21 protein-coding genes are annotated in these 18,822 nt (G+C 65.8%); 17 read left to right on the forward strand and 4 right to left on the reverse strand.

Features of this window, described 5'->3' with window-relative positions; genetic code table 11:
* The first annotated feature begins 100 nt into the window (after positions 1 to 100).
* The 7 genes from proS (at position 101) to J0F76_RS14100 (ending at position 7,332) form a co-directional block, all read left to right on the forward strand.
* Complete coding sequence (gene proS / locus J0F76_RS14070; RefSeq protein WP_207470381.1) at positions 101 to 1,462, forward strand: proline--tRNA ligase; 1,362 nt, start codon at positions 101 to 103, stop codon at positions 1,460 to 1,462.
* On the forward strand, positions 1,459 to 1,950 hold the full coding sequence (locus tag J0F76_RS14075) for a DUF2937 family protein (RefSeq protein ID WP_207470383.1): 492 nt from the start codon (positions 1,459 to 1,461) through the stop codon (positions 1,948 to 1,950). The genes proS and J0F76_RS14075 overlap by 4 nt, the downstream gene beginning before the upstream one ends.
* A 114-nt stretch (positions 1,951 to 2,064) precedes the next feature.
* Positions 2,065 to 3,249 carry an ABC transporter substrate-binding protein gene (locus J0F76_RS14080; RefSeq protein ID WP_207470385.1) on the forward strand — a complete coding sequence of 395 codons (1,185 nt, stop codon included), beginning with the start codon at positions 2,065 to 2,067 and terminating at the stop codon, positions 3,247 to 3,249.
* A gap of 115 nt (positions 3,250 to 3,364) precedes the next feature.
* Positions 3,365 to 4,147, forward strand: a complete 783-nt coding sequence (locus J0F76_RS14085) for an ABC transporter ATP-binding protein (RefSeq protein WP_207470387.1) — start codon at positions 3,365 to 3,367, stop codon at positions 4,145 to 4,147.
* Positions 4,144 to 4,977 (forward strand): ABC transporter ATP-binding protein, encoded by an 834-nt coding sequence (locus J0F76_RS14090; protein WP_207470389.1) that lies wholly within the window; start codon positions 4,144 to 4,146, stop codon positions 4,975 to 4,977. The genes J0F76_RS14085 and J0F76_RS14090 overlap by 4 nt, the downstream gene beginning before the upstream one ends.
* A 3-nt stretch (positions 4,978 to 4,980) precedes the next feature.
* Positions 4,981 to 5,988: a branched-chain amino acid ABC transporter permease gene (locus tag J0F76_RS14095; RefSeq protein WP_207470391.1), complete on the forward strand. Its 1,008-nt coding sequence runs from the start codon at positions 4,981 to 4,983 to the stop codon at positions 5,986 to 5,988.
* A gap of 12 nt (positions 5,989 to 6,000) precedes the next feature.
* Positions 6,001 to 7,332: a branched-chain amino acid ABC transporter permease gene (locus J0F76_RS14100; protein WP_207470393.1), complete on the forward strand. Its 1,332-nt coding sequence runs from the start codon at positions 6,001 to 6,003 to the stop codon at positions 7,330 to 7,332.
* A gap of 26 nt (positions 7,333 to 7,358) precedes the next feature.
* Here J0F76_RS14100 and J0F76_RS14105 read toward each other — a convergent pair whose 3' ends face one another.
* Complete coding sequence (locus J0F76_RS14105; protein ID WP_207470394.1) at positions 7,359 to 7,889, reverse strand: CAP domain-containing protein; 531 nt, start codon at positions 7,887 to 7,889, stop codon at positions 7,359 to 7,361.
* Between the two features lie 100 nt (positions 7,890 to 7,989).
* Between J0F76_RS14105 and guaA the strand changes: the two genes are divergently transcribed.
* From guaA to J0F76_RS14140, 7 genes are all read left to right on the forward strand, one after another.
* Entirely contained in the window at positions 7,990 to 9,549 is a 1,560-nt protein-coding gene (gene guaA / locus J0F76_RS14110; protein WP_207470395.1) for a glutamine-hydrolyzing GMP synthase, read from the forward strand.
* A gap of 47 nt (positions 9,550 to 9,596) precedes the next feature.
* The gene (locus tag J0F76_RS14115; protein ID WP_207470396.1) at positions 9,597 to 11,120 is read left to right on the forward strand and encodes a cryptochrome/photolyase family protein; all 1,524 of its coding nucleotides are present in this window, start codon (positions 9,597 to 9,599) and stop codon (positions 11,118 to 11,120) included.
* A 71-nt stretch (positions 11,121 to 11,191) separates the two neighbouring features.
* Complete coding sequence (locus J0F76_RS14120; RefSeq protein ID WP_207470397.1) at positions 11,192 to 11,998, forward strand: GNAT family N-acetyltransferase; 807 nt, start codon at positions 11,192 to 11,194, stop codon at positions 11,996 to 11,998.
* A 68-nt stretch (positions 11,999 to 12,066) separates the two neighbouring features.
* Positions 12,067 to 13,884 carry a M3 family oligoendopeptidase gene (locus J0F76_RS14125; RefSeq protein ID WP_207470398.1) on the forward strand — a complete coding sequence of 606 codons (1,818 nt, stop codon included), beginning with the start codon at positions 12,067 to 12,069 and terminating at the stop codon, positions 13,882 to 13,884.
* A gap of 9 nt (positions 13,885 to 13,893) precedes the next feature.
* Positions 13,894 to 15,075 (forward strand): dipeptidase, encoded by a 1,182-nt coding sequence (locus tag J0F76_RS14130; RefSeq protein WP_207470399.1) that lies wholly within the window; start codon positions 13,894 to 13,896, stop codon positions 15,073 to 15,075.
* 3 nt (positions 15,076 to 15,078) lie between these two features.
* Entirely contained in the window at positions 15,079 to 15,462 is a 384-nt protein-coding gene (rbsD, locus tag J0F76_RS14135; protein ID WP_207470401.1) for a D-ribose pyranase, read from the forward strand.
* A gap of 63 nt (positions 15,463 to 15,525) precedes the next feature.
* Entirely contained in the window at positions 15,526 to 15,663 is a 138-nt protein-coding gene (locus tag J0F76_RS14140) for an entericidin EcnAB (protein ID WP_207470402.1), read from the forward strand.
* A gap of 44 nt (positions 15,664 to 15,707) precedes the next feature.
* On the opposite strand, the gene J0F76_RS14145 is transcribed toward J0F76_RS14140, so the two are convergent.
* Positions 15,708 to 15,971: a hypothetical protein gene (locus tag J0F76_RS14145; protein ID WP_207470404.1), complete on the reverse strand. Its 264-nt coding sequence runs from the start codon at positions 15,969 to 15,971 to the stop codon at positions 15,708 to 15,710.
* 66 nt (positions 15,972 to 16,037) lie between these two features.
* On the opposite strand from J0F76_RS14145, the gene J0F76_RS14150 reads away from it, so the two are divergent.
* The gene (locus tag J0F76_RS14150; RefSeq protein WP_207470407.1) at positions 16,038 to 16,421 is read left to right on the forward strand and encodes a hypothetical protein; all 384 of its coding nucleotides are present in this window, start codon (positions 16,038 to 16,040) and stop codon (positions 16,419 to 16,421) included.
* 7 nt (positions 16,422 to 16,428) lie between these two features.
* Here the strand turns inward: J0F76_RS14150 and J0F76_RS14155 are convergent, their stop codons facing one another.
* A complete protein-coding gene (locus J0F76_RS14155) occupies positions 16,429 to 16,611 on the reverse strand; it encodes a hypothetical protein (RefSeq protein WP_207470409.1) in 183 nt (60 codons plus the stop codon).
* A 135-nt stretch (positions 16,612 to 16,746) separates the two neighbouring features.
* Between J0F76_RS14155 and J0F76_RS14160 the strand changes: the two genes are divergently transcribed.
* Both J0F76_RS14160 and J0F76_RS14165 read left to right on the forward strand, forming a co-directional pair.
* Positions 16,747 to 16,908, forward strand: coding sequence for a hypothetical protein (locus J0F76_RS14160; RefSeq protein ID WP_207470410.1), 162 nt, complete (start codon positions 16,747 to 16,749; stop codon positions 16,906 to 16,908).
* 104 nt (positions 16,909 to 17,012) lie between these two features.
* Positions 17,013 to 17,507: an REP-associated tyrosine transposase gene (locus tag J0F76_RS14165; protein WP_242690219.1), complete on the forward strand. Its 495-nt coding sequence runs from the start codon at positions 17,013 to 17,015 to the stop codon at positions 17,505 to 17,507.
* Positions 17,508 to 17,724: 217 nt separating this feature from the next.
* Here J0F76_RS14165 and J0F76_RS14170 read toward each other — a convergent pair whose 3' ends face one another.
* Entirely contained in the window at positions 17,725 to 18,717 is a 993-nt protein-coding gene (locus J0F76_RS14170) for a hypothetical protein (protein WP_207470414.1), read from the reverse strand.
* Between the last annotated feature and the right edge of the window lie 105 nt (positions 18,718 to 18,822).

The raw sequence follows: 18,822 nt of genomic DNA on the forward strand, positions 1-18,822 counted from the left end.
CGCGAATTTCAAGAACCGGCGCGGCCTCCTCCATCAGCCATCTTGCCCCGCCCGCCCGCTTTGCCATACAGGAAGCGGCAAACGAAGGAAGGTATCCCGCATGCGTCTGTCGCGCTATTTCCTGCCCGTCCTCAAGGAAGACCCGAAAGAGGCGCAGATCGTCAGCCACCGGCTGATGCTGCGCGCGGGCATGATCAAGCAGCAGGCCGCGGGCATCTATTCCTGGCTGCCGCTGGGTTTCAAGGTGCTGCGTCGCATCGAGCAGATCGTGCACGAGGAACAGCAGCGCGCGGGGCACATCCCGCTGCTGATGCCCACCCTGCAACCGGCGGACCTGTGGCGAGAGTCGGGGCGCTATGACGATTACGGCGAGGAGATGCTGCGCATCAAGGACCGCCACAAGCGCGACCTGCTGTACGGCCCCACGAACGAGGAGATGATCACCGACATCTTCCGCAGCCACGTGAACAGCTACAAGGACCTGCCCCTGACGCTGTACCACATCCAGTGGAAGTTCCGCGACGAGATCCGCCCCCGCTTCGGCGTGATGCGCGGGCGCGAGTTCCTGATGAAGGACGGCTACAACTTCGACCTGACGCGCGAGGATGCGCTGCACGCCTATAACCGGCACCTGGTCAGCTATCTGCGCAGCTATGAACGGATGGGCCTGCAGGCCATCCCGATGCGCGCCGACGGCGGGCCGATCGGCGGGGACTACACCCACGAATTCCTGGTCCTGGCCGAGACGGGCGAATCCGAGGTCTTCTATGACAGCCAGATCACCGACCTGACCTTCGGCGACCGGCAGATCGACTATGACAGCGTGGAACAGTGCCAGGCCGTGCTGGAGGAGTTCACCAGCCGCTACGCCCGCACCGACGAGACGCATGACGAGACGGTCTTCGCGCAAGTCCCCGAGGAACGCCGCCGCACCGCGCGCGGGATCGAGGTGGGCCAGATCTTCTACTTCGGCACCAAGTATTCCGAGGCCATGGGCGCAACGGTCGTCGGCCCCGACGGCGCACGCGTCCCGGTCGAGATGGGCAGCCACGGCATCGGCGTGTCCCGCCTGCTGGGCGCCATCATCGAGGCCAACCACGACGACAAGGGCATCATCTGGCCCGAGGGCGTGACCCCCTTCCATGTAGGCATCGTCAACCTCAAGCAGGGCGACAATTCCACCGACAGCGCCTGCGACGCGATCTATGCGGAACTGCAGGCGCGCGGCCTCGACCCGCTTTACGACGACCGCGACGACCGGGCGGGGGCCAAGTTCGCCACCATGGACCTGATCGGCCTGCCCTGGCGCATCACCGTCGGCCCGCGCGGGCTGGCGGCGAACAAGGTCGAACTGACCAACCGCCGCACGGGCACGACCGAGGAGATGTCGCCCAAGGACGCCATCGCCCGGCTGGAGCAGGTCTATGCCCCCGTGCTGGGCCTGAAGGTGCAGGACAAGTGATCGGGTTCCTGCGGCTGGCGGTGGCGGTCTGCTTCGCCGTCGCCTTGTCGCAGTTCCCGGCCTTTTCGGACCAGTATGTGCAGCGCCTGGGCGGGCAGGTCGACGCCTTGGCGCGCGTCGCGGCCGAGTTCGACGCCAGCGCGCAGGCGGCGGGCCTGACGCGGGACCAGGCCTTGGCGGACCTGTCCGGCAGCACCTTCCGGGACGCCCATCAGGCGAACATGGCCCAGGTCTTCGCCCGGCTGGACCGGGCGCGCACCGACCTGCAGATGCTGCGCATCGCCGGACCGCTGGAACGGATGCTGCTGCCCCACCGCCTGCGCGACGCGGAAACGCTGGCGGCCACCTGGGGCGACTTCCGCCCTGCCGTGCCGGTGACGGTCGCGGGGCTGTGGGCGGCGGGCATCGGCCTAGTCCTGGGCTGGCTTCTGACCGCCCTGCCCGGCCTGTTCTTCCGGCCCGAGCGCGACCGCCTGGGCTGGCGTTGACCATGCGTCACCAGCCCGAAAAGTCAGGGTTTCCTGCCGATATCCCGCTTTTCTTTTGCAAAGGGCGCTTCTAACCTGCGGCGCAGGACATTGTTCCAACTGGGAGACAATCAGATGAAGAAACTTCTTCTTGCGACCGCCGCCGGGGCGCTGCTGGCCGGTGCCGCTGCCGCCGAGGAGATCAAGCTGGGCATCTCGCTGGGCTATACGGGCCCGCTGGAGTCCATGGCTCCTGGCATGGAGGCCGGGGCGCAACTGGCCATCAAGGAAGTCAACGACAGCAAGCTGCTGCTGGACGGCTCGACCGTGACCGCCGTGACCGGCGACAGCACCTGCATCGACGCCGCCGCCGCGACCGCCACCGTCACGCGCCTGATCACGGCCGAAGGCGTCAAGGGCATCATGGGCGGGCAATGCTCGGGCGAAACCATCGCCTCGCTGCAGAACGTGGCGCTGGCGAACGGCGTCGTGATGGTCTCGCCGTCCGCGACCTCGCCCGCGCTGACCACGATCGAGGACAACGGCCTGTTCTTCCGCACCGCGCCCTCCGACGCCCGCCAGGGCGAGGTGATGGCCACGATCATGCGCGAAAAGGGCATCGAGAGCGCCGCCGTCACCTATACCAACAACGACTACGGCAAGGGCCTGGCCGACAGCTTCGTCGCCGCGTTCGAGGCGCAGGGCGGCAAGGTGACCGTCAACGCCGCCCATGACGACGGCAAGGCCGACTATTCGGCCGAGGTCGCGGCCCTGGCCGCCGCCGGGGGCGACGCCCTCGTGGTGGCGGGCTATGTGGACCAGGGCGGTTCGGGCGTGGTCCGCGCCGCGCTGGACACCGGCGCCTTCGACACCTTCGTCTTCCCCGACGGCATGGTCGGCCAGGCCCTGGTGGACAACTTCGGCGAGGAGATCAACGGCAGCTTCGGCCAGAACCCGGCAGCCGAGGGCGAGGGCCGCGAGAAGTTCCTGGAGATGGCCAAGACCGCCGGCTTCGACGGCACCAGCGCCTATTCGGCCGAGGCTTATGACGCCGCGGCCCTGATCCTGCTGGGCATGGCCGCCGCCAAGTCAAGCGATCCCAACGTCTACAAGAACAGCATCATGGACGTTGCCAACGAGCCGGGCGAGAAGATCCTGCCGGGCGAGCTGGGCAAGGCGCTGGAAATCCTCAACAACGGCGGCGACGTGGACTATGTGGGCGCGGCCGCGGTCGAGATGACCGATGTGGGCGAAACCGCCGGCGTCTACCGCGAGGTGTCGTTCGACAACGGCGAGATGACCGTCGTCGGCTATCGCTGACGCGGCAGGAATGCTCCGGCCCGGCAACCTTTCGGGGTTGCCGGGCCATTTTTCATGATAAAAGCCGCTGAATGCGGTCACACTTCACCAATGGCGTGAAGAACGGGGTAAGAAGATGATAAGGGTCGAAGACCTCCACCGCCACTTCGGGGGCTTTCGCGCCGTCGATGGCGCCAGCCTCACGATCGAGACCGGCTCGATCACCGGGCTGATCGGGCCGAACGGCGCGGGCAAGTCCACGCTGTTCAACGTGATCGCGGGCGTGCTGCCGCCGACATCCGGCCGCGTCTTCATGGATGGCGAGGACATCACCGGCCTGCCCCCGCACGAGCTGTTCCACAAGGGCCTGCTGCGCACCTTCCAGCTGGCGCACGAGTTTTCGTCGATGACCGTGCGCGAGAACCTGATGATGGTGCCCGGCGCCCAGTCGGGCGAGACGATCTGGAAGACCTGGTTCCAGCGCGGCCGCATCGAGCGCGAGGAAGCCGCGCTGCGCAGGAAGGCCGACGAGGTTCTGGACTTCCTGACCATCCGCCACCTGACCCATGAAAAGGCCGGCAACCTGTCGGGCGGCCAGAAGAAGCTGCTGGAACTGGGCCGCACGATGATGGTCGACGCCAAGGTCGTCTTCCTGGACGAGGTCGGCGCAGGCGTGAACCGCACGCTGCTGATGACTATCGCCGACGCGATCATCCGGCTGAACAAGGAACGCGGCTATACCTTCTGTGTGATCGAACACGACATGGACTTCATCGGCAAGCTGTGCGACCCGGTCATCGTCATGGCCGAGGGCAAGGTGCTGGCCAAGGGCAGCGCCGCGGACATCATGCAGAACGAGGCGGTGATCGAGGCCTATCTGGGCACCGGCCTCAAGAACAAGGACATGGTGGGCGCATGAGCGATCAGGACGCAGTCTTTGGCCATCGCGGCAACCGCGACGCCTCGGTTGTGAACAGCCAGGGCAAGGGCACGATCGACGGCACCCGGCCGTCGGGACCGGTGGGACAGGGCCGCGCGGGCGACCCCTTCCTGATCGGAGAGGGGATGACGGGCGGCTATGGCAAGGGCCCCGACATCCTGAACAACTGCACCATCGCCGTCGAGAAGGGGCAGATCGCCGTGATCGTCGGCCCGAACGGCGCGGGCAAGTCCACCGCCATGAAGGCGATCTTCGGGATGCTGAACCTGCGCCAGGGCAGCGTCCGGCTGGACGGGCGCGACATCACCGCCCTGAACCCGCAGGACCGCGTGAAGGCGGGGATGGGCTTCGTGCCGCAGGTCAACAACATCTTCCCGTCCATGACGGTCGAGGAGAACCTGGAGATGGGCGCCTATATCCGCAACGACGACATCCGCCGGACGATGGAGCAGGTTTATGACCTGTTCCCCGCCGTCGCCGCCAAGCGGCGCCAGGCCGCGGGCGAACTGTCGGGCGGGCAGCGCCAGCAGGTTGCCGTGGGCCGGGCGCTGATGACCCAGCCTTCGGTCCTGATGCTGGACGAGCCGACGGCGGGCGTCAGCCCCATCGTCATGGACGAGCTGTTCGACCGCATCATCGCCATCGCACGCGGCGGGCTGCCGGTCCTGATGGTCGAACAGAACGCCAAGCAGGCGATGATGATCGCCGACAAGGCCTATGTGCTGGTGCAGGGCGCGAACGCCCATACCGGCACCGGCCACGAATTGATGCAGAACGACGAGGTGCGCCGCACCTTCCTGGGGGGCTGAGCCTTGGATATCCTCAACGCCCTTGTGGCCTTTCTGAACTTCGTGTTCATTCCCGCCGCCGCTTACGGCGCGCAGCTTGCGCTTGGCGCGCTTGGCGTGACGCTGATCTACGGCATCCTGCGGTTCTCGAACTTCGCCCATGGCGACACCATGGCCTTCGGCACCGCCATCACCATCATCGCGACCTGGGGGCTGCAGTCGCTGGGCGTGTCGCTGGGGCCGCTGCCCACGGCGCTGCTGGCGCTGCCCATCGGGATCGCGGGCACCGCCCTTCTGGTGCTGGCGACCGACCGCGTCGTTTATCGCTTCTACCGGGTGCAGAAGGCCGCGCCGATCATCTTCGTCATGGCCTCGGTGGGCGTGATGTTCGTCATGAACGGTCTGACGCGCCTGCTGATCGGCGTGGATGAACAGCGCTTCGACGACGGCGCGCGCTTCCTGATCGCCGTCCGCGACTTTCGCGAATGGACCGGCCTGGCCGAGGGGCTGGCCCTGCGGTCGACCCAGGCCCTGACCGTGATCGTCACGGTGATCGTCTGCGCGGCCTTGTTCTGGTTCCTGAACCGCACCAAGGGCGGCAAGGCCATGCGCGCCTATTCCGACAACGAGGATCTGGCCCTGTTGTCGGGGATCGACCCGGAAAAGGTCGTGCGCATGACCTGGATCATCGCCGCCGCGCTGATGACCATCGCGGGCGTGCTGTATGGCCTGGACAAGTCGTTCCGTCCCTTCAACTATTTCCAGATCCTGCTGCCGATCTTCGCCGCCGCCATCGTGGGGGGCCTGGGCAATCCCATCGGCGCCATCGCGGGTGGCTTCCTTGTCGCCTTTTCCGAGGTCGCGGTGACCTACCCGTGGGTCAAGATCGCGGGTTACCTGGCACCCGGCTGGGAACCCGGCGGGCTGCTGCAACTGCTGGGGACCGAATACAAGTTCGCCGTCAGCTTCGTGATCCTGATCGTGGTCCTGCTGTTCCGCCCGACCGGGCTGTTCCGCGGCAAGTCGGTGTAAGAGGGCCTTTCCATGTCATCGAACCGTCAATCCGCTTCCGCAAGCCCCTGGCGCGCGCCCATCGTCTTCGCGATCCTCGCCGCCCTGTTCGTGCTGGAGGGCACGGTCAGGAACGGCATGTTCTCGGGCTCGTGGAACACCTCGCTCGCGATCCTGAACATGGGCCTGATATCGGCCATCACCGCGCTTGGCGTGAACATGCAGTGGGGCTATGCGGGCCTTTTCAACGTGGGCGTCGTGGGCTTTCTGGCCTTGGGCGGGCTTGCGCCCGTGCTGGTGTCGCTGCCGCCCGTGCAGGGCGCGTGGTCCGCAGGCGGGCCGCGCCTGATCCTGTCGCTGCTGGTGGGCCTTGGCACGCTGGCGCTGGCGCGGATCGTCTATGCCCGCACGCGTCGGGGCCTGCTGGTGGCCCTTGTGCTGATCGCGGGCTTCGTCGCCTATCGCTGGCTGTTCGATCCGGCGGTCAGCGCCATCGAGGCGAACAATGCGGCAAGCGCCGGCAACATCGGCGGTCTCGGCCTGCCGGTCCTGCTGTCCTGGGCGGTGGGCGGGGCCTTTGCCGCCGCCGCCGCCTGGGCCATCGGCAAGGTCGCGCTTGGGCTGCGGTCCGACTATTTGGCCATCGCTACGCTGGGCATCGCGGAAATCATCGTGGCCGTACTGCGCAACGAGGACTGGCTGGCGCGCGGGGTGAAGAACATCACCTCGATCCCGCGCCCGGTCCCCTACGAGATCGACCTGCAGCAGAACCCGGCCTTTGTGGACTTCGCGACGCGCTGGGGCTTTTCGGCGGCCGAGGCGTCGGGCATCTGGGTCAAGCTTTGCTACATGTCGCTGTTCCTGGTCGTGCTGCTGACGATCGTCCTTCTGGCCGAATTGGCGCTGAAGTCGCCCTGGGGTCGGATGATGCGCGCCATTCGCGACAACGAGACCGCGGCCGAGGCGATGGGCAAGGACGTGACCGCGCGGCACCTGCAGGTGTTCATCCTGGGCTCGGCCGTGATCGGCGTCGCGGGCGCCATGATGATCACGCTGGACGGGCTGATGGCGCCGACCAGCTACAACCCGCTGCGCTATACCTTCCTGATCTGGGTGATGGTGATCGTGGGCGGGTCCGGCAACAACTGGGGCGCGATCCTGGGCGCGGTGCTGATCTGGTTCCTGTGGATCAAGGCCGAGGTCTGGGGTCCGAACCTGATCGGCCTTCTGGTCGGCCCCTTGCCCGATGGCGACGTCAAGGCGCACCTGCTGGGAAGCGCGCCGCACATGCGCTTCATCGCCATGGGTGCCGTCCTGCTGCTGGTCCTGCGCTTCGCCCCACGGGGCCTTGTGCCAGAGAAGTAAGGGAAAGGGGCCGCAAGGCCCCTTTTTCATCCGCAGTTGTCGCCCAGGACGACGCTCCAATACGGCTGGCCATCGGCGCCGGTCGTGTAGCCGCTGCCGACCTGGCGGCTGGCCTGGCCCAGCAGTTCGGTGCGCTGCGCCTCGGCCGCAAGCCAGCGCGCGACGGTGTCCGGGGCGCTGCCGCCCCGCCCGACAAGCTGGACCACCCCGCAGACCGGATAGCCGACCGCCCGCGCCCGGTCCACGACGCTGGACCCGTTCGATCCCTCGACATCGACGCGCCCGTTCAGCGCCATGTCGCAGGCATGGCTTTGGGCGATCTGCGCCAGAAGCGGCGCGCTGGCCAGGGGGGTCTTGCCGCTGCTTGCCCGCGCGGCGTTGACCGCGGCGTCCATCTGCGCGGCGATCGCCGCATCGCCCGCGCATTGGGCGGCAAGCGATTCCTCGGCGGGGGGAACGGTGGCCGTTTCCCAGGGCATGGCTGTCCTGATGCCGCCCTGGCACGCGGCAAGGGCGGCCAGGCTGACGGCTGCGGCGAAGGTACGGAAGGTGGACATGGAAACCTCGGCTATGGACGCAGGAAACGCCTGCCTTGCAAAGCCAGTTCCGGCCCCCAAATCCCTTGCGCGGCGGCATGGGCGCGCTTAAAGCGCATCCATGACACAGCATCAGCGCCTTCTGATTATCGATTTCGGCTCTCAGGTGACCCAGCTGATCGCGCGCCGCCTGCGCGAGCTGAACATCTATTGCGAAATCCATCCCTACAACCTGCTGACCGACGACATCCTGCGCGGGCTGGACCCGCAGGCGGTGATCCTGTCGGGCGGCCCGGACAGCGTGACGCGCGAGGGAAGCCCCCGCGCCCCGCAGGCCGTCTTTGACCTGGGCGTGCCGCTGTTCGGCATCTGCTATGGCCAGCAGGTGATGATGGAACAGCTTGGCGGCGCGGTCGAGGCGGGCCACCACGCCGAATACGGCCGCGCCTTCATCGCGCCCGCCGAAGGGCACAAGGGCGACGGCATCTTCGCGGGCCTGTTCGATACGGGACGCGAGGAAGTGTGGATGAGCCACGGCGACCGCGTGACCCGCCTGGCGCCGGGCTTCGAGGTCATCGGCACGTCCCCCAACGCGCCCTTCGCGATGATCGCGGATGAATCCCGCCGCTTCTACGCCGTGCAGTTCCACCCCGAGGTGCATCACACCCCGCGTGGCCGCACCATGCTGGAGAATTTCGTCCGGCTGGCGGGCTTTTCCGGCGACTGGACCATGGCCGGATACCGCGACGAGGCGATCCGCAAGATCCGCGAGCAGGTCGGCGACAAGAAGGTGATCTGCGGCCTGTCCGGCGGCGTGGACAGTTCCGTCGCCGCCGTGCTGATCCACGAGGCCATCGGCGACCAGTTGACCTGCGTCTTCGTGGACCACGGGCTTCTGCGGCTGAACGAGGCCGAGGAAGTCGTGACCATGTTCCGCGACAACTACAACATCCCCCTGATCCATGCCGACGAATCCGAGCTGTTCCTGGGCGCGCTGGAAGGCGTCAGCGACCCCGAGGTCAAGCGCAAGACCATCGGCCGGCTGTTCATCGACGTGTTCCAGCGCTATGCCAGCGGCATCGAGGGCGCCGAGTTCCTGGCCCAGGGCACGCTTTATCCCGACGTGATCGAAAGCGTCAGCTTCAGCGGCGGGCCGTCCGTCACGATCAAGTCCCACCACAATGTCGGCGGCCTGCCCGAGAAGATGGGCCTCAAGCTGGTGGAACCGCTGCGCGAACTGTTCAAGGACGAGGTCCGCGCCCTTGGCCGCGAGCTTGGCCTGCCCGACAAGTTCATCGGCCGCCACCCCTTCCCCGGCCCCGGCCTTGCGATCCGCTGCCCCGGAGAGATCACACGCGAAAAGCTGGACATCCTGCGCAAGGCGGACGCGGTCTTCATCGACCAGATCCGTCGCCACGGGCTTTACGACGACATCTGGCAGGCCTTCGTGGCGATCCTGCCGGTGCGCACCGTGGGCGTGATGGGCGACGGGCGGACCTACGACTATGCCTGCGCGCTGCGGGCGGTCACGTCGGTGGACGGGATGACGGCGGATTACTATCCCTTCACCCACGACTTCCTGGGCGAGACGGCGACGCGGATCATCAACGAGGTCAAGGGCATCAACCGCTGCACCTACGACATCACCTCGAAGCCGCCGGGCACCATCGAATGGGAGTGACAAACGGGAACAGATAGGGAACATTAGCCTTCGAACCGGAGGTCGCCATGTTCCGTCTGATCCTTGTCCTGGGCGACCAGTTGTCGCGCGACATCGCCGCGCTGCGCGAGGCGCGGCCCGGCGATGTTGTCGTCATGGCCGAGGTGATGGACGAGGCCAGCTATGTCCGCCACCATCCCAAGAAGATCGCCTTCATCTTCGCGGCCATGCGCAAGTTCGCGGCGGAACTGCAGCGCGACGGCTTCCACGTCGCCTATGCCCGGCTGGACGATTCCGACAACACGCAATCGATCCCCGGCGAACTCATGCGCCGCGCCGCGCAGTTCGGCGCCCGCGACATCATCGCGACCGAACCGGGCGAATGGCGGCTGATCAATGCCCTGTCGCACCTGCCGGTCCCCGTCCGCCAACTGTCTGATGACCGCTTCTTCGCCAGCCACCGCGACTTCGCCGCCTGGGCCAAGGGGCGCGGCGAATTGCGGATGGAGTGGTTTTATCGCGACATGCGCCGCAGGACGGGGCTGCTGATGCAGGGTGACCGGCCCGTGGGCGGCAAGTGGAACTTCGACAAGCAGAACCGCAAGCCTGCCAGGCCCGACCTGCTGCGCCAGCCGCCGCCCGCCTTCCCGCCCGACCCGATCACCGCCGAAGTCCTGGATCTGGTCGCGGCGCGCTTTCCCGACAACTTCGGCGAGTTGCGGCCCTTCGGCTATGCCACCGACCGGGCAGGCGCGCTGAAGGCCCTGGACCATTTCATCGCCCATTCGCTGGATGAGTTCGGCCCCTACCAGGACGCGATGCTGACCGACGATCCGTTCCTGAACCACTCGGCCCTGTCCGCCTACATCAACATCGGCCTGCTGTCCCCGCGCGAGGTCTGCGAGGCAGCGGCCAGGGCCTACGCCGCCGGCAAGGTCCGGCTCAACTCGGCGGAAGGGTTCATCCGCCAGATCCTCGGCTGGCGCGAATACATCCGCGGCATCTATTTCCTGGAAGGCCCGGCCTACGCAAGCCGCAACGCCCTGGATCACACCCGCGACCTGCCCTGGCTCTACTGGGGCGGCAAGACGCGCATGGCCTGCATGGCGGCCGCTGTCGGGCAGACAAGGCGGCTGGCCTATGCCCATCACATCCAGCGGCTGATGGTCACAGGCAATTTCGCCCTGCTGGCGGGGATCGACCCGGCGCAGGTCCACGAATGGTACCTGTCCGTCTATCTCGACGCCTTCGAATGGGTCGAGGCGCCCAACACCATCGGCATGAGCCAGTTCGCCGACGGCGGGCTGATCGGCAGCAAGCCCTACGTCTCGTCGGGCGCCTATATCGACCGGATGTCGGATTATTGCCGGTCCTGCGCCTATTCGGTCAAGGCACGGAGCGGCAGGGACGCCTGCCCGTTCAACCTGCTGTACTGGGACTTCATGATCCGCCACCGAGAGCGGTTCGACGGCAACACGCGCATCGCCGCCATCTACGACGCCTGGGACCGGATGGATCCCGAGACCCGCAAAGCCATCCGCACGGACGCGGCCGACTTCCTGCGGCGCATGTCTGAAGGGGAAGCAGTCTAGGCTTGGATCGCGGCCCGCCGGCGACTAAACCGGATGCGTGCCGGTCCGTCCGGCCGTATGAAAGGACGACCATGACCTGCGCCTGCGGCCACCACCATTCCCCCCGCCACCATCACAATGCCAAGGGCACGCCCGTCGCGCTGAAGACGCCGATGTTCGGGCTGACGGGGCGGCTGGTCTGCGCGGACGCGGGCCAGATGATGACCGCGTTGTCGCTGCTGCCGGACCATATTGCCCTCAGCCGCGACGAGCCGGGCTGCCTGCACTTCGACCTCTGGCAGGATGAAAACCCGCTGGTCTGGCACCTGTCCGAACTGTTCACCGATGCCGACGCGTTCGCGGCCCACGGCGCCCGGACCAGGGACAGCGCATGGGGCCGGGAAAGCGAAGGCTTCACCTTCGATCTTCACCGCCATGACGTGATCCCGGTCATCCGGCGCGAAACCCGCCAGGACCTGGACGCCATCGACGCCCTTCTGCGCGACGCGTTCAAGGGCGAGGGCGAGGCGCGGTTGGTGCGCAAGCTGCGCGCGGACGGCGACTTGTCCTTGTCGCTTGTCGCCGATGCGGCAGGCACGATCCTGGGCCATGTCGCGCTGTCCCCCTTGTCGGCCGACCGCCCCGCCCATGCGCTTGCCCCGCTTGCCGTCGCGCCCAAGGCGCAACGCCTGGGCATCGGCGCCGCGCTGACGCGAGAGGCCGTGGTCTGGGCCGACGCGGCCTCGGTCGTCGTGCTGGGTGATCCCGACTATTACGGCCCCCTTGGTTTCCGGCCTGCGGATCTTGCCTCGCCCTATGCGGGACTGCCGCTGCAGATGATCGGCGATCTGCCGAAAGGCAGCCGGATCGGTTACGCCCCGGCTTTTGCCGCCCCTTGAGACGCTGCGGAACCTTGCGGATCGGCCACGGTGGGTTACATCTGGGGCCGAGCACGAAAGGATATCCCATGGCAGGACAACCGACCTTCGACGCCGCAGATGCCGCTTCGGGCAGCGGACTGGGCAAGCTTCCCGCGTGGGACCTGACCGACCTGTACCCGTCGCCGGACGCGGCGGAGTTGACGGCCGACATCGCCATGCTGGAAACCGAGGCCGCCGATTTCGCCGCGCGCTACCAGGGCAAGCTGGCCGACCTGTCCCCGGCCGAGATGCTGGCCTGCATCGAGGCCTATCAGCGCATCGATATCACCGCCGGGAGGGTTATGTCCTATGCCGGCCTGCGCTATTACCAGAACACGGTGGATGCCGGGCGCGCCAAGCTGATGGGCGACCTGCAGGCGCGGATCACCGACATCACCACGCCGCTGGTCTTCTTCAGCCTCGAATTCAACCGCATCCCCGACGAAACCTACGAGGCGGTGTTCGCTGCCGCCGATGGTCCCGCGCGCTACAAGCCCGTCTTCGACCGGATGCGCGCTATGCGCCCGCACCAGTTGTCCGACGAACTGGAACAGTTCCTGCACGACAATTCGGTCGTCGGCGCCGCCGCCTGGAACCGCCTGTTCGACGAAACCACCGCCGCGCTGGAGTTCCAGGTCAAGGGCGAGACGCTGGGCTTGGAAGCCACGCTGAACCTGCTGACCGACCACGACCGCGCCCGGCGCGAGGCCGCCGCCCATGCCCTGGCCGCCGTGTTCACGAAGAACGTCAAGCTGTTCGCCCGCGTCCACAACACGCTCGCCAAGGAAAAGGCCATCGAGGACAAGTGGCGCAAGATGCCCACGCCGCAATACGGCCGCCATCTGTCGAACCATGTGGAGCCCGAGGTGGTCGAGGCGCTGCGCAACGCCGTCACCGCCGCCTATCCGCGCCTGTCGCATCGCTATTATGCGCTGAAGGCGAAATGGCTGGGCCTGGACAAGCTGCAGGTCTGGGACCGCAACGCGCCGCTGCCGACCGCCTCGGCCAGGACCATCGGCTGGGACGAGGCGCGATCGACGGTTCTGGACGCCTATGCGGGCTTTTCGCCCCGGTTGGCGGAACTGGCGCAGCCCTTCTTCGAACGTGGCTGGATCGACGCCGCCGTGACCCGCGGCAAGGCGCCCGGCGCATTCGCCCATCCGACCGTGACCACCGTGCATCCCTATGTGCTGCTGAACTACCTGGGCAAGCCGCGCGACGTGATGACCCTGGCGCATGAACTGGGCCACGGCGTCCACCAGCGGCTGGCCGCAGACCAGGGCGAGCTGCTGGCCTCTACGCCGCTGACGCTGGCCGAGACGGCCTCGGTCTTCGGCGAGATGCTGACTTTCCGCGCCCTGCTGGCCAAGACCACCGACCGCGCGCAGAAGAAGGCTCTTCTGGCCGGCAAGGTCGAGGACATGATCAACACGGTCGTCCGCCAGATCGCCTTCTACGACTTCGAATGCAAGCTGCACGCCGCGCGGTCCGAGGGCGAGTTGACCCCCGACGACATCAACGCGCTGTGGATGTCGGTCCAGCACGAAAGCCTCGGCCCGGTGTTCGAGTTCATGCCGGGATACGAGACCTTCTGGACCTATGTGCCCCATTTCGTGCATTCGCCCTTCTACGTCTATGCCTATGCCTTCGGGGACGGGCTGGTGAACGCGCTGTATGCCGCCTACGAAGGCGGGCTGCCGGACTTCCAGGCCAAGTATTTCGACCTGCTGGCGGCGGGCGGTTCCAAGCACCACAAGGAACTGCTGGCGCCCTTCGGGCTGGATGCCTCGGACCCCCGGTTCTGGGACAAGGGCCTGTCCATGATCGAGGGATTCATCGACGAGCTTGAAGCCCTGGACGCCTGAGGCGGGGGGATGCTGAAGCGAATCCTTGCAGGTGTCGCGGCCTTGGTCGTGCTGGGGGCGGCGGCGTTCTTCGCCTTCGCGCCGGGCTATGTCGAACGCGGGCTGAACCCCTTGCGGATGCCCCCGGAGGGCTGGCCCGTCAGCGCGCAGGCGCAGGCGCTGCATGACCAGCTGGTGATCGGCGACTGGCACTCTGACGCGCTGCTGTGGGACCGCGACATCCTGGACCGCGCGGACCGGGGCCACACGGACGTGCCGCGCCTGATCGACGGCAACGTGGCTGTGCAGGTCTTCACCACCGTGACCAAAAGCCCGCGCGGCCAGAACTATGACGGGAACAGCGCCGACGCGCCCGACAACATCACGCCCCTGTTCATGGGCCAGTTGCGCCCGCCGCGGTCCTGGTTCTCGCTGCGCGAGCGCGCTCTGGTGCAGGCCGAGGCGCTGGCCCAGGCGGCCGAGGATGCGCCCGACCGGCTGCGGCTGATCCGCACGCAGGCCGACCTGCAGGCGGTTCTTGACGCGCGGGCGGGCGGGAAGCGCATCCTGGGCGCGGTGCTGGGGTCCGAGGGCGGGCACCCGCTGGAAGGCGACATTGCCAATCTCGACGTGATGCATGACGCGGGCTTCCGGCTGATCGGCCTCACGCATTTCTTCGACAACGAACTGGGTGGCAGCCTGCATGGCGAGGGCGGCACCGGCGCGGGCCTGTCCCCCTTCGGCCGCCAGGTCGTGGACGGCATGATCCGACGCGGCATGGTGATCGACCTGGCCCATGCCGCGCCGCTGATGGTGCAGGACGTGCTGGCCATCCCCGAGGCGCGGCCGATCCTGTCCCATACCGGCATTCACGGCCATTGCGGCAGCGCGCGCAACCTTGACGACGACCTGGTGCGCCAGATCGCGGCCAAGGGCGGCGTGATCAGCATCGGCTTCTGGTCCGACGTGGTCTGCGGCGGCACCCCCGCCCATATCGCCGAAGCCATCGTCGCCGCCATCCGGCTGGTGGGCGAGGATCATGTCTCGCTGGGCTCGGACTATGACGGCTCGGTCGGGGTGCCCTTCGATGCGGCGCATCTGGCGGCGCTGACGCAGGCGCTGCTGGACGAGGGCCTGTCCGAACCACAGATCGCCAAGGTCATGGGCGGCAACATGATCCGATACCTGTCCGAAACCCTGCCCGAGGCCTGATCCATGAAACGCACCACCCTTCTGCATTCCGAACTGTCCGGGCTGATCGCCGCGATGGGCCACGGCGACCTGCTGGTCATCGGCGACGCGGGCCTGCCGGTCCCGCCCGGCGTGCGCTGCATCGACCTGGCCGTGACGCGCGGCGTGCCCCGTTTCCTCAACGTCCTCGATGCCGTCCTGGCCGAGATGGTGGTGGAACGATCCGCATGGGCGGCCGAGGCCGGCGCGGATCTGCAAGGCGCCCTGGAGGGGCGCGACCTGGGCACGCCCTCGGTGGTCGCGCATGACGCCTTCAAGACCCTGAGCCGCGAGGCCCGTGCCATCGTCCGCACCGGGGAATTCACGCCCTACGCCAATGTCGCCCTGTGGTCGGGCGTGGCCTTCTGAGCGCTTGGAACCCGCGGCAGGGGACGGCGTTCGGATCGCAGATCATGCCAAAGGAGTTGACGAATGCAGAAGACCCTTATCGGCCTTGGCGCCATTCTTGCGATGATGACGCTGGCGGGCTGCCAGACCGCCCAGGGACTTGGCCGCGACGTCTCGACCGCGGGTCAGGTGATCCAGCAGGAAAGCGCCGAGGCGATGTGAACGGAAACAAGGGCGGCCTTTCGGGGCCGCCCTTGTCCAACAGGCTACCGGGTCGAGGGATGCTGTTTCGACGCCGCCCGGATCTTGTTGGCGATCGGCCATGTCCAGCCGATCTGGCGCGAACGGTTGGGCCGCAGATAGACCCAGTTCAGCAGCGCGGCGGGGATGCCCAGCGCCAGGCCGATGGCCGCGCCCCAGATGAAGGTCCACAGCGTGACATAGCCCATCGCCAACCCGGCAATGACGACCGCACCGGCGATGCAGGCAACCCAGATATGGATCAGGAACATTCGAAGATGCATGATCATGCTCCGAGGGATAGGTTCCGGTGAAACGAACGGGCGCTGACGGCGGTTCCAGAGAAGGAGGATGCGATGCGACTGATGTTTCTTGCCGCGCTGCTGCTGCCCCTGCCGGCGGCAGCCTTCACGGCGCAGAACGGCATGACGGCGGTGCAGACCGGCCCGTCCGAGATCACGGTCATCCACGAGGTCCGGCGCGGCGACACCGCCTATTGGTGCGCGGCGGGCGATTTCGCGCAGCGGGCGATGGGACTGCCCGGCAGGACGCCGCTCTGGCGCGCCTCGCCCAAGCCCCGGCGGGCGGGCCACGGCATTGTCTTCACGCTGGACCCCGCCAAGGCCGCCCCCGGCGCGGGCCTGTCGCAATTCGGCAGCGGTCCTCGCGACGGGTCGATCCCCCTCGGTATGGCAGTGGGCAGCTTCTGCCGCAGCGAATGGCCGTTCTGGAACCACTAGCTTCGGCTCAGGCCTCCTGCAACCGGCGCGCCACCAGCCAGGCGACCGGCAGCGCGATCACCGCGCCAAGGGCGGCGGCCAGCAGAATGGATCTCCAGTCGTACAATCCCATCGTCAGGACACCCACGATGCCGATCCCGGCAAGCGAGGTCATGATGATGGACAGCAGCAGCATGAACAGGCGCGTCATCGTTGATCTCTGTCGCTCGATGCGCCAATCTTGCACCATCGGCGGGCGTCGCGCCTTGATCCCGATCAGATCGCCTGCCCTCCCGTCGCCGCGCGTCCTGGCGCCCGGCATCCCGTTGCTGCAGGAGGAACCATCATGAAGAACCCCTGGATGAGCCTGTGGCTGTCCGCCGCCAACCAGATCTCTGCCCCCGCCCGAGGCCAGATGATCGCCGAGATGCGCAAGACCCAGGACGCCATGATGAGGGAATGGCAGCGGGCATGGCTGCGGATGTGGGGCATCGGCCTGCGCAAGTGACGGCGGTCAGCACCCCCCGCTGACGCCTTTGCGCGACAAAGGGGTATGCCGCGCTATCTTTGCTCTCGTCTGTCCAGCGTGCCTTGGCTCAGCCCGGCGGGCGGATGCGGGTCGATCAGGCCGACGCCCTGCGCGAAGCCGTGCGGCGGGCGGAACGGCCGTTCGGAACCGACGGCGAGGAGCGTCGGGAAAGCGCTCGGACCGACCGTTTTCAGCGACGAACCAGCGAAGTGCAGGTGGTGCTGCCGGACCGCCTGCCTTGCATCTCTCGCCTGCCAGTGGGCGATTGCGATTATTCGGTGCGGTGGGGCGCGATCAAGGCGCGGTTCTCGCGGGCGGTGAGGGGGACGGTGGGGTGGAACCCCACCCTACGGTCGGCATCCAAGGTGGCGAAGGGGGATGCCGGCGTTTGGCAGCGGCGGTTTTGGGAGCATCACATTCGGGATGAGGCGGATTTCGCGGCACATATGCAGTATTGTTGGTTCAATCCGGTGAAGCATGGGTTGGCCGAGCGGCCCGAGGATTGGCCGTATTCGTCGTTTCACCACGACATGGCGGCAGGCCGGGTGGATTGGGGAAACCGCATCGGCGCCCCGTAGGGTGGGGTTTCACCTCACCATGGCCCGGCGACGGGCCAAGGGCGTCGGTTGCGGATCGGAGGGCGTAGAGGCGTAGGGTGGGGTTTTACCCGACCGTTCGGCAGTGGCGGCGCTGAGGATAGTAGGGAGGAACCCGGACCTATGCTTGCTTCATTCCACCCCTAAGCGGTATTGGTTTAGAGACATGGTGGGATGAAACCTCGCCTTTGCATTACGATTAAATTGAGCGGGCGTATGGAGAAACAAGTGAATGCACTTCAGTGTCAACGCCAAGACGAAACAAGTTTAGTTCCAATTGTTCAGGACGCGTCTGCAAAAGATAAGGTCGGCTTAATGGATCAAGCGCCTCGATAACATCAACAACTGGAAACTCACGACGATCTGCTAATAATCTCGCAACTTGACGCTGCGGTGGCCTTGGAAGATTTGCTTCTTTCGGAACCCTACAGCCGGACGACATCACCTGCAAAACCGTTTCCCACGCGCACCAAAAAACTTCCATGAAGGCTCCGTCATACGGAACTGGCACTACTATCAAGTTCTTTTGTTCTTCCAATCTCACTAGGTTAGATTTTCCCTGATCGGCCGGAACAATTGCGAGCCGCAAACCCCTTGCTGATTCTAGATGACGTTGATTAATCTTGACTGTCGTTCCAACCCACTGATCCGGGTCGGGCCTGCCCACAAAAAGATCGGCTTTCCACAATCCAGATATTGAATATGGCAATTTATTTCTTTCTGAAGTCTTCCGAAATGCTGCGGCGAGTTGCTCAACCCGGTTTTTCAACTTTATAGGTCGACCACGACTTCCAGAAAGAAGCGTAGAGTCTTCAGTAAGGTTATCCCGAACGCTTTCAATAAGGTTTATTTTACCAGTCTTTTCTACTCCGAAAAGTAGAGAATTTATTTCACCACCGCTTATTTTGCAGAACTTGCTTAACCCAGTCTCTATCCTATCCATTACCATAGGATCTCGGTTGATTATTGCATCATGAACTGCATATTCAAAGAAAACTCCTGATTCTCCATCATGCTCAGCTCTGTTTCTAGCTAGTTGCCGAAGAAGAACTTGATTATGGCCCCCATAATCTGCAACAATTTCAGTCTTTAAAGAATAAAGCAGCGCCGCAAGTATGGGACGAACAACAGCGATAATTGCCGGAACCTCTCCCGCAACAGGATTTTGTTGAATTTCTTTTCTTATTTCCAATTGCGTGCCTCACCCATCGGCTCTGTTGCACAAATTTCGTGAGGAATTCATCTTGCGAGTCCAGCTTGGTAGCTGTGATGTATGCGCAGACCCACACCTCCGACC

Origin of the sequence: Paracoccus fontiphilus, assembly GCF_017356265.1 — a bacterium.
GTDB lineage: Bacteria > Pseudomonadota > Alphaproteobacteria > Rhodobacterales > Rhodobacteraceae > Paracoccus > Paracoccus fontiphilus.

Bases quoted from the DNA above. Each gene is read 5' to 3' on its own strand.
- proS (WP_207470381.1), top strand. From the start codon at position 101: ATGCGTCTGTCGCGCTATTTCCTGCCCGTCCTCAAGGAAGACCCGAAA.
- J0F76_RS14080 (WP_207470385.1), top strand. From the start codon at position 2,065: ATGAAGAAACTTCTTCTTGCGACCGCCGCCGGGGCGCTGCTGGCCGGT.
- J0F76_RS14085 (WP_207470387.1), top strand. From the start codon at position 3,365: ATGATAAGGGTCGAAGACCTCCACCGCCACTTCGGGGGCTTTCGCGCC.
- J0F76_RS14090 (WP_207470389.1), top strand. From the start codon at position 4,144: ATGAGCGATCAGGACGCAGTCTTTGGCCATCGCGGCAACCGCGACGCC.
- J0F76_RS14100 (WP_207470393.1), top strand. From the start codon at position 6,001: ATGTCATCGAACCGTCAATCCGCTTCCGCAAGCCCCTGGCGCGCGCCC.
- J0F76_RS14105 (WP_207470394.1), bottom strand. From the start codon at position 7,889: ATGTCCACCTTCCGTACCTTCGCCGCAGCCGTCAGCCTGGCCGCCCTT.
- guaA (WP_207470395.1), top strand. From the start codon at position 7,990: ATGACACAGCATCAGCGCCTTCTGATTATCGATTTCGGCTCTCAGGTG.
- J0F76_RS14115 (WP_207470396.1), top strand. From the start codon at position 9,597: ATGTTCCGTCTGATCCTTGTCCTGGGCGACCAGTTGTCGCGCGACATC.
- J0F76_RS14120 (WP_207470397.1), top strand. From the start codon at position 11,192: ATGACCTGCGCCTGCGGCCACCACCATTCCCCCCGCCACCATCACAAT.
- J0F76_RS14125 (WP_207470398.1), top strand. From the start codon at position 12,067: ATGGCAGGACAACCGACCTTCGACGCCGCAGATGCCGCTTCGGGCAGC.
- J0F76_RS14130 (WP_207470399.1), top strand. From the start codon at position 13,894: ATGCTGAAGCGAATCCTTGCAGGTGTCGCGGCCTTGGTCGTGCTGGGG.
- rbsD (WP_207470401.1), top strand. From the start codon at position 15,079: ATGAAACGCACCACCCTTCTGCATTCCGAACTGTCCGGGCTGATCGCC.
- J0F76_RS14140 (WP_207470402.1), top strand. From the start codon at position 15,526: ATGCAGAAGACCCTTATCGGCCTTGGCGCCATTCTTGCGATGATGACG.
- J0F76_RS14145 (WP_207470404.1), bottom strand. From the start codon at position 15,971: ATGATCATGCATCTTCGAATGTTCCTGATCCATATCTGGGTTGCCTGC.
- J0F76_RS14150 (WP_207470407.1), top strand. From the start codon at position 16,038: ATGCGACTGATGTTTCTTGCCGCGCTGCTGCTGCCCCTGCCGGCGGCA.
- J0F76_RS14155 (WP_207470409.1), bottom strand. From the start codon at position 16,611: ATGACGCGCCTGTTCATGCTGCTGCTGTCCATCATCATGACCTCGCTT.
- J0F76_RS14160 (WP_207470410.1), top strand. From the start codon at position 16,747: ATGAAGAACCCCTGGATGAGCCTGTGGCTGTCCGCCGCCAACCAGATC.
- J0F76_RS14165 (WP_242690219.1), top strand. From the start codon at position 17,013: ATGCGGGTCGATCAGGCCGACGCCCTGCGCGAAGCCGTGCGGCGGGCG.